The sequence below is a fragment of the Oleispirillum naphthae genome (genome assembly GCA_027864655.1).
Lineage (GTDB): Bacteria > Pseudomonadota > Alphaproteobacteria > Rhodospirillales > Rhodospirillaceae > Oleispirillum > Oleispirillum naphthae.
In genome coordinates, this window is sequence record JAQAZG010000011.1 from 123568 (window position 1) to 132160 (window position 8593).

The following is an 8593-nucleotide window of genomic DNA, read 5'->3' on the forward strand; positions in this document are numbered from 1 at the left end:
ATGGGTAAGACTCTGTTGAGTAAGGGACTGGCCGTTGCGGTGCTGAGCGCCGTTCTCGGCGCTTCGCCGGTTTTGGCGGCGGACTATCCGTCCAAGGACGTGCGCATCATCGTGCCGTTCAAGCCGGGCGGCGGCGTGGACACCACCTCGCGCATCCTTGCCGAATACGGCAACAAGCACATGGGCAAGAAGGGCAAGCTGGTGGTGGAAAACCGCGCCGGCGGCGGCGGCATCGTCGGCCAGACCTTCGCGGCCAAGGCCAAGGCCGACGGCTACACCGTGCTGGCGATGACCAGTTCGGTGGTGACCAACCCGGTGCTGAAGGAAACCGAATACAAGGTCGCCGATTTCCGCCCGGTCGCCCTCTACAACATGGACCCGGAGGTGATCGTCGTCGGCGCGTCCTCGCCGTTCACCGCCATCGCCGACCTGGTGAAGGCGGCGAAGGCGCGGCCGCTCACCGTGACCGTGGCGGGCATCGCCACCTCGCACCACATGGCGGGCCTGGCGCTCGAGGACTCCGCGGGCATGAAGTTCACCTACGTGCCGACCAAGGGCTTCGGCGCGCAGTTGCAGGCGGTGATGGGCGGCCACGTCGAGATGGGCCTGTTCCCCCTCGGCGAGATCAAGAAGCACGCCGACGCGGGCACGGTGCGCATCCTCGCGGTGGCCACCGACAAGCCGATGAAGATTCTCCCCGGCGTGCCGACCTGGCAGGACTCGGGGCTGAACGTCAAGCGCTGGACCACCTTCCGCGGCTGGGCGGTGCCGAAGGGCACGCCGGACAAGGCGGTGAAGTTCCTCTCCGACCTGCTCGGCAAGATCAGCGCCGATGAGGCCTACGTGAAGCAGATGACCGACTACGGCTTCCCCATCGCCTACGAGGACGCCAAGGGCTTCGCCGAGGTGGTGACCGACTATGCCGACATCACCGACAAGGTGATCAAGAAGCACGGCCTCAAGGAAAAGAAGTAACCTTTCCGGCGGGCGGCGGCATGCGCCGCCGCCCGTGACACGGTTTGCGCGAGGATGACGGAATGCACGTGGTCGGAATCATCGATTTCTGGAGCGGACTGGTCTTTGCCTGTCTCGGCGCCGCCGCCTGCGTGATGGCGCTCGGCTTCGACTCCGACTCCTCGACCTATCCGGCGGCGCTTGCCGCCGCGTTGATGGGCCTCGGCCTCGCGCTGGTGGTCAAGGCGGTCCGCCGCCCCGCCGCCGCCAAGGCGGTGGATGCCGAGGGCAGCCGCATCATCCTGTGGGGACCGGGCCTCGAGGTCGGGGTGTGGTGCCTGTGGGCGCTGACCCTGTGGGCCGGGCTCGGCTACATCGGCCCGGCGTTTCTCGCCGTCCTCTTCCTGATCATGCGGCATTGCGCCGACCGCCGCACCCGCCTGCACGTGGCGCAGGCGGCGGGCGTGGCGATCGGGGTGTTCGCCATCTTCTACCTGATCTTCCAGGTGCCGCTGCCCGAGCTCGAATTCATCCGCGACATGCTGGAATAAGCACTCAGGCCCCGTTGGTTCGAAAGACACGCCCATGACCGAAATAGCCCTCGGCTTCGCGACGCTGCTGCACCCCACGGTTCTCGGCTTTCTGCTCATCGGCATCGTCGCCGGGCTGATCGTCGGGGCGATCCCGGGGCTGAACGACAACATCGCGTTCGCCATCTTCATTCCGCTGTCGTTTTCGCTGTCGCCGACGTATGCCTTCGCGCTGATGGTGGGGCTCTACTGCTCGGCCGCGGTCGGCGGGTCGATCCCGGCGATCATGGTCAAGGTGCCGGGCACCGCCTCCGCCGTGCTCACCGCGATCGACGGCCACGCCATGGCGCGCAACGGCTTCGCCGGGCGGGCGCTCGGCATCGCCATCACCTCCTCGGTGTTCGGCGGCTTTTCCAGCGCGCTGATCCTGCTGTTCTTCGCGCCGCCGATGGCGGCCTTCGCGCTGCGCTTCGGCTATGTCGAGAACTTCTCGCTCGGCATCCTCGGCATGGCGAGCGTCATCGGACTCTTGGGCGGCAGCATCATCAAGGGGCTGCTCTCGGCGGTGCTGGGGCTCCTCGTCGCCACCATCGGCTTCAGCCTGCAGACCGGCTATCCGCGCTATACCTTCGGCATCGACAACCTCTATGAAGGCGTGCCCTTCGTGCCGCTGCTCGTCGGGCTGTTCGGCATCACCGCGGTGCTGGAACTCTCCGAGGAGCTGATCCGCGACCGCCGCAAGGGCGTCGCCTCCCCCGACATGCCGCGCATCACCGACTCCCTCTTCATCGGCTGGCCGCTGGCGAAGCGCCTGCTGCCCACCTGGTTGCAGTGCTCGCTGCTCGGCAACGTCATCGGCGTCATCCCCGGCGCGGGCATGCTGATGGCGATCTACATGGGCTACGAGCGCATCTCCCACCGTTACCAGCGGCTGTTCGCGGGCAAGCCGGGCGAGCCGGAATGGGGCCAGGGCGCGCCGGAGGGCATCGCCGCGCCGGAATCCGCCAACAACGCGGTGGTGGCGAGTTCGATGGTGCCGCTGCTGTCCCTCGGCATTCCCGGCAACTCGGTGTCCGCGCTGTTCATCGGCGCGATGATGATCCAGGGCATGGTGCCGGGGCCGCTGTTGTTCATCGACCATGCGGACATCGCCTGGATGATCATCGTCGCCTTCCTCGTCGCCAACGTCCTGATGTGGCCGATCGCCTATGCCCTGGTGCGCACCATCTCCGGCATGGTGTTCCGCCTGCCGAAGTACGTCCTGGTGCCGACGATCTCGCTGCTCTGCCTCACCGGCGCCTATTCCGATGAGAACTCGGTGTTCAGCATCGGCGTGGCGATCGCCTCCGGCATCGTCGGCTACGCGACGCGCCGCCTCGGCATTCCGCACGCGCCCCTGATCCTCGCCCTGGTGCTCGGCCGCACCATCGAGGACAACCTCAGCAACGCGCTCAACATCGGCGGCGGCAACTGGCTGATCTTCCTCGACCCGGCGGAGCACCCGATCAGCGTGGCGCTGATGGCCGGCGCGGCGCTGTTCATCGTCGGGCCGCTGCTCTCCGGCGCGCGGCGGCGCTTCCAGGCGCAGCGGCGGGCGGCGGAACTGGAACTGGAGAACGGTTGAGCGGCGTAAGAGTCTTCTGCCGGGGAGTCTCCCCGTACACCTGGCCCCCCACTGTCCTGGGGGGCCTTTTTTTGCCGGTTGAAAAACCAAAACGTTGCGAGGGGACTCGGTCCCCTCGCAACGTTTTGGTTTTTTACCCCGCGGCAAGCCCGGCGAGCATCGCGGCGCGTGCGCCGGGGGCGGGCTGGCGGAGCTGGCGCGCCGCCGGGTACCAGGGCGAGCCTTGTCCGGCGAGGCCCCAGCGCCAGTCCGGGGAGAACGGCAGCAGCACCGTGGTGGTCAGGCCGAGGGCGAGCGCCAGGTGGACCGGCGCGCTGTCGATGCTGACGATGCGGTTGCAGGCGGCGGCGATCGCCGCGGCATCGGCGAAGTCGGCGATGTCGCCGGTGAGGTTGCGCACCCGGGGATCGGCGGCGAGCGTCGCCGCCTCCTCTTCGGTGAGCCCGGTTTGCAGCGGCAGCAGCGCCGCACCGGCGGGCAGCGCCGCGAGCAGTTCGGGCAGCGGCACGGCGCGGGCGGTCTGCGGCGTGGCGCGGGCCTCGGCGCGGCCCCGCCAGGCGAAGCCGATGCGCCGCGCGGGCAGGGAGGCCAGGCGGCCCGCCCAGGCGCGGCGCGTCTCCTCCGGCACGGCGAGGCAGACGGCGGAGGCGGCGGCGATCTCCGCGGCGGAGAGGCCGAGCGTCCCGGCGAGGTCGGGCAGCGCGCAGGCGGCGTCGGCGGTTCCCGCGGCGTCGGTGACCTCCGCCACGCCGGGCAGGGTGCGCAGCAGGCGCACCAGCGGCGCGGGCGCCTCCAGCACGATGCGCGCGCCGCTCCGCTCCGCCGCGGCGGGGATGAAGCGGGCGAATTGCAGGGTGTCGCCGTAGCCCTCTTCGGCGAACAGCAGCAGGGTGCGGCCCTGGCGCATCGCCGCGCCGTTCCAGGCGGGAATGGCGGCGTGGCGGCGCGGCGGGCGGTTGGGCCGCGCGTGGCGTGCGGCGAAATCCGCCCAGGCGGCGGCGTAGTCGCCGGCCATCAGGCGGGAGAGCGCGGCGCAGATGCGGATCTCCGGATTGCCGGGAGAGACCGCGAGCGCCGCCGCGTAGGCGGCGAGCGCCTCCTCCGGGCGGCCGAGGTCGTCGAGCGCCAGGCCGCGGTTGTGCAGCGCGTCGAGGTTTTCCGGGTCGGCGGCGAGCGCCGCGTCGTAGGCGGCGAGCGCCGCATCGAGGCGGCCCATGCCGGAAAGCGCCAGCCCGCGGGCGCTGGAGAGCCCGGCATGGCCGGGGTTGGCGGCGAGCCCCGCCTCGGCGGCGGCGAGCGCGGCGGCGGGGTCCCCCGCATCGGCCAGGGCGCGCGCCTGGTTTTCGCGCAGCGCGGCGTCGCCGGGGGTGAGTTCCGCGGCGCGGGCGAAATCCGCCGCCGCCTCGGCGGGGCGTCCGGCGGCGACGCGCGCCGTGGCGCGGTTGTAGAGGGCCTCCGCATCGCCGGGATCGGCGGCGGCGAGGGCGTCGAACTCGGCCACCGCCGCGGCGTGCCGCCCGGCGCGCAGCAGCAGGACGCCGCGGTTGAGGTGCGCCTCGCGGTGGCCGGGGGCGAGGGCGAGGACGCGGGCGAACGCCTTCTCCGCCTCGCCGTCGCGGTCAAGCGCCATCAGCGCCGCGGCGCGGTTGGCCAGGGTTTCCACATGGTCGGGGCGCAGCGTCAGGGAAGCCTCGAAGCTCGCCAGGGCGGCGGCGGCGCGCCCGGCGCGCATCAGCGCGGTGCCGCGGTTGTTCCACGCGGCGGCATGACCGCGGGAAAGCGAGAGCACCGCGTCGAAGCAGTCGCGCGCCGCCTCCCAGCGGCGGAGCGCGAGGAGCGCGCAGCCGAGATTGAAGATCGCCTCGATGTCGAGCGGCGCGGTGTCGAGGGCGCGGCCGAAGCTTTCCGCCGCCGCCTCGGCGTCGCCGAGCGCGAGAAGCGCGCTGCCGCGGCGCGACCAGGCGGCGCGGTGGTTGGGGTCGCGGGCGATCGCCGCATCGAGGCTGGCGAGCGCTGCCTGCGTCTCCCCCGCGGCGAGCAGCGCCAGGCCGCGGTCGCTCGCCGCCTCCGCCGAGGCGGGGGCGAGGGCGCAGGCGCGTTCCAGCGCGCTGCACGCCGCCGCAAGGTCGCCTTGGGCATAGAGGGCGAGGCCGAGCAGGCGGTGCGCCTCCGCATGCTGCGGTTCGTCGGCGATGATGCGGCGGTAGCCCGCGGCGGCGGCGGCAAGGTCGCCCGCAGTGTGCGCGGCGAAGGCGGCGTCGAACCGGCTTCTCCCGTCCTCGCTCATCGCGGCGCGCCCATCAGCATCTCCTCGCCCGGTTCGACGCAGATGAAATTGGCGCGGGTCGGATAGAAGATGCGGCAGTCGAAGGACTTCTGCTCCTTCAGCACCGGCACCTTGCCGTTCTCGGCGCACACCGCGCGGGCCAGAGCCACCACCTGCTGCGGCGTGGCGGTCCGGCTGTTGTAGCAGATCGACGGCCTGCTGGGGGTCGATAGCCCGACGTAGGTGAGGGTGGAGTGTCCGGCGTCGCGGCGGCGATCGACGAAGGCGCCCCTGGTGCCGTCGGCACTACAGGCGGCAAGCGCGATCAGGCCTGCCAGGGCGAAGGCGCCCGCAATCCGGGAACGGAGCGGCGACGGCGGGAAAACGGGCATGAAAAGGTCTCCGCGAACCGGAAAAGGCGGAAAGTCTAACAGATCGCACCGGCGATGAGAATGCCTTGCGGGGAGTCCGGTTGATCTTGGCAAGCGCCGACCCATCTATGGGAAAGCGTCGGCGCCGGCGCGGAAATGCCTGAGGTTTTTCATCGATGAACGTCGAGGTCGGGGTCGGTACGGTGGAGGGCGGCAGCGCCATGCACGGCGGGCTTCTTTCGGTTTACCGGGCGATGCTGGCCGCGGGCGAAATCAAGCCCGACCCGGCGCAGGAGGAGATCGCCGCCGCCCTGCATGCCCTGGGCGAGCGGCTTGCCGTCTATCGTCCCGCGCCGGTGGCCGAGGGCTTCGGCGGCTGGCTGGAGCGCCTGCGCTTCGGCCGCCAGGGTTCCGCCATTCCGCCGCGCGGCCTCTACGTCTGGGGCGACGTCGGGCGCGGCAAGTCGATGCTGATGGACCTCTTCTTCGCCGCCCTCGATACCCATGCGAAGCGCCGCGTGCACTTCCACGCCTTCATGCGCGAGGTGCACGAGCAGCTCTTCGCCCTGCGCCGCGAACCCCACACCTTCGCCGCCGCCGACATGGTCGATCCTCTGTCCGAGGTCGCCCGCCTCATCGCCCACGACACCTGGGTGCTCTGCCTCGACGAACTGGAGATCAACGATATCGGCGACGCGATGATCGTCGGCCGCCTGTTCGATGCGCTGACCGCGCGCGGCGTGGTGGTGGTCACCACCTCCAACCGTCCGCCGCGCGATCTCTACAAGGACGGCCTGCAACGGGAGAAGTTCCTCCCCTTCATCGACCTCATCCTCTCCCGCATGGAGGTGCTGCACCTCGCGGCGGAGCGCGACTACCGCCTCGGCCGCCTCAAGGGCGCGCAGCTCTATCTCACGCCGCTCACCGCGGAGACGGCGGCGGAGCTGGACCGCCTGTTCCTCCACCTCGCCGGGTCGGTGACGCCGCACCCCGACGTCATTCCGGTGAAGGGGCGCGAGGTGCCGGTGCCGCGCGCCGCGTGCTGCGTCGCCTGGTTCGGTTTCGACGATCTGTGCGCCCGGCCGCTCGGCCCCACCGACTATATGGAGATCGCGGCGCGCTATCAGGCGGTGGTGGTCGCGGGGATTCCGCGGATGACCGGGGAGATGGCTTCCGAGGCGCGGCGCTTCGTCACCATGGTCGATGTCTTCTATGACCATCGGGTTAAGCTGATCTGTTCCGCCGCGGCGCCGCCCGCGGCTCTCTACGACGGCGCCAAGGGCGGTTTCGAGTTTCACCGGACGGTTTCGCGTTTGATGGAAATGCAAGCGGATGATTACCTTGGAGACCCGCACCAGCCCTGACCGGGGCGGGCGCGTGCCCGAGGAAAGGCGATGGCTGCCTTGCTTGAATCGACATGGCAAACAAGGTAGTCAAAGGATATATCCCACCGGGCGCCCGGCGACGGGTCCGCCCATGACAAACACCTGAACGCAAACGCTTCGAAAAGCGTGGGAGCTTTCACTCATGGCAAGAAAGAAAATCGCACTGATCGGGTCCGGGAACATCGGCGGCACGCTCGCCCATCTGATCGGACTGAAGGAACTGGCCGACGTCGTCCTCTTCGACATCGCCGAGGGCATTCCGCAGGGCAAGGCGCTCGACATCGCCCAATCCACCCCGATCGAGGGCGTCAACGCCTCCTATGCGGGCGCCAACGAGTATGCCGGGATCAAGGACGCGGACGTGGTCATCGTCACCGCGGGCGTGCCGCGCAAGCCGGGGATGAGCCGCGACGACCTCATCGGCATCAACGCCAAGGTGATGAGCGCCGTCGGCGAGGGCATCAAGACCTACTGCCCCAAGGCCTTCGTCATCTGCATCACCAATCCGCTCGACGCCATGGTCTGGGTGCTGCAGCAGAAGTCCGGCATTCCGCCCGAGCGCATCGTCGGCATGGCGGGCGTGCTCGATTCCGCGCGTTTCCGCTATTTCCTGTCGCAGGAGTTCGGGGTGTCGGTGGAAGACGTCACCGCCTTCGTGCTCGGCGGCCACGGCGATTCCATGGTGCCGCTGATCCGCTACTCCACCGTCGCCGGCATTCCGGTGCCGGATCTCGTCAAGATGGGCTGGTCCACCGACGCGAAGATCGAGGCGATCGTGCAGCGCACCCGTGACGGCGGCGCCGAGATCGTCGGCCTGCTGAAGACCGGCTCGGCCTTCTATGCGCCTGCGGCCGCGGCGGTGGCGATGGCGGAATCCTTCATCAAGGACAAGAAGCGCGTCTTCCCGTGCGCCGCGCACCTCTCCGGCCAGTACGGCGTGAAGGACATGTTCATCGGCGTGCCGGTGGTGATCGGCGGCAAGGGCGTGGAACGCGTCGTCGAGATCGAGCTCAACGCCGCGGAGAAGGCGATGTTCGACAAGTCGGTCGCAGCTGTGGACACGCTGTGCAAGGCCGCCGCTACCCTGATGTGACGGGCCGCGGAAAGACCCTGAGAAAAGGATAACGAACCGACATGAACATTCATGAGTACCAAGCCAAGCAACTGCTGAAGGGCTATGGCGTCGATGTCCTCGAGGGCGGCGTCGTCTACTCCGAAGTGGATGCGTTCACGGTGGCGGAGCGTCTGGGCGGCCCGGTGTGGGTGGTGAAGTCCCAGATTCATGCCGGCGGGCGCGGCAAGGGCCGCTTTATCGAAGAGGAGGCGGGCCCCGGCGGCGGGGTCCGTCTCGCGCGTTCCGACCGCGAGGTGGAAAAGGCCGCGGCGCAGATGCTGGGTCACACCCTGGTGACGCACCAGACCGGCGCGGAGGGCCGTCGGGTGAAGCGGGTTTACGTCGAGCA

Annotated in this window: 8 protein-coding genes; 6 read left to right on the forward strand and 2 right to left on the reverse strand. The window is 69.7% G+C overall.

Annotated features, from left to right (window positions below):
- The 3 genes from O7R11_RS12480 (at nucleotide 1) to O7R11_RS12490 (ending at nucleotide 3108) form a co-directional block, all read left to right on the forward strand.
- Nucleotides 1-975 (forward strand): Bug family tripartite tricarboxylate transporter substrate binding protein, encoded by a 975-nt coding sequence (locus tag O7R11_RS12480; RefSeq protein WP_337997858.1) that lies wholly within the window; start codon nucleotides 1-3, stop codon nucleotides 973-975.
- 62 nt (nucleotides 976-1037) lie between these two features.
- Complete coding sequence (locus tag O7R11_RS12485) at nucleotides 1038-1505, forward strand: tripartite tricarboxylate transporter TctB family protein (protein ID WP_337997859.1); 468 nt, start codon at nucleotides 1038-1040, stop codon at nucleotides 1503-1505.
- Nucleotides 1506-1539: 34 nt separating this feature from the next.
- On the forward strand, nucleotides 1540-3108 hold the full coding sequence (locus tag O7R11_RS12490) for a tripartite tricarboxylate transporter permease (RefSeq protein WP_337997860.1): 1569 nt from the start codon (nucleotides 1540-1542) through the stop codon (nucleotides 3106-3108).
- Nucleotides 3109-3241: 133 nt separating this feature from the next.
- Here O7R11_RS12490 and O7R11_RS12495 read toward each other — a convergent pair whose 3' ends face one another.
- Both O7R11_RS12495 and O7R11_RS12500 read right to left on the reverse strand, forming a co-directional pair.
- Complete coding sequence (locus O7R11_RS12495) at nucleotides 3242-5395, reverse strand: tetratricopeptide repeat protein (RefSeq protein WP_337997861.1); 2154 nt, start codon at nucleotides 5393-5395, stop codon at nucleotides 3242-3244.
- Nucleotides 5392-5766, reverse strand: a complete 375-nt coding sequence (locus tag O7R11_RS12500; protein WP_337997862.1) for a hypothetical protein — start codon at nucleotides 5764-5766, stop codon at nucleotides 5392-5394. Before O7R11_RS12500 ends, O7R11_RS12495 begins: the two co-directional genes overlap by 4 nt.
- A 155-nt stretch (nucleotides 5767-5921) precedes the next feature.
- Here O7R11_RS12500 and zapE point away from each other — a divergent pair, with 155 nt between their 5' ends.
- The 3 genes from zapE to O7R11_RS12515 all read left to right on the forward strand — a co-directional run.
- Nucleotides 5922-7109, forward strand: coding sequence for a cell division protein ZapE (zapE, locus tag O7R11_RS12505; protein ID WP_337997863.1), 1188 nt, complete (start codon nucleotides 5922-5924; stop codon nucleotides 7107-7109).
- 163 nt (nucleotides 7110-7272) lie between these two features.
- Complete coding sequence (mdh, locus tag O7R11_RS12510; protein WP_337997864.1) at nucleotides 7273-8223, forward strand: malate dehydrogenase; 951 nt, start codon at nucleotides 7273-7275, stop codon at nucleotides 8221-8223.
- A 41-nt stretch (nucleotides 8224-8264) separates the two neighbouring features.
- A partial coding sequence (locus O7R11_RS12515) for an ATP-grasp domain-containing protein (RefSeq protein ID WP_337997865.1) occupies nucleotides 8265-8593 on the forward strand: 329 nt, incomplete at its 3' end.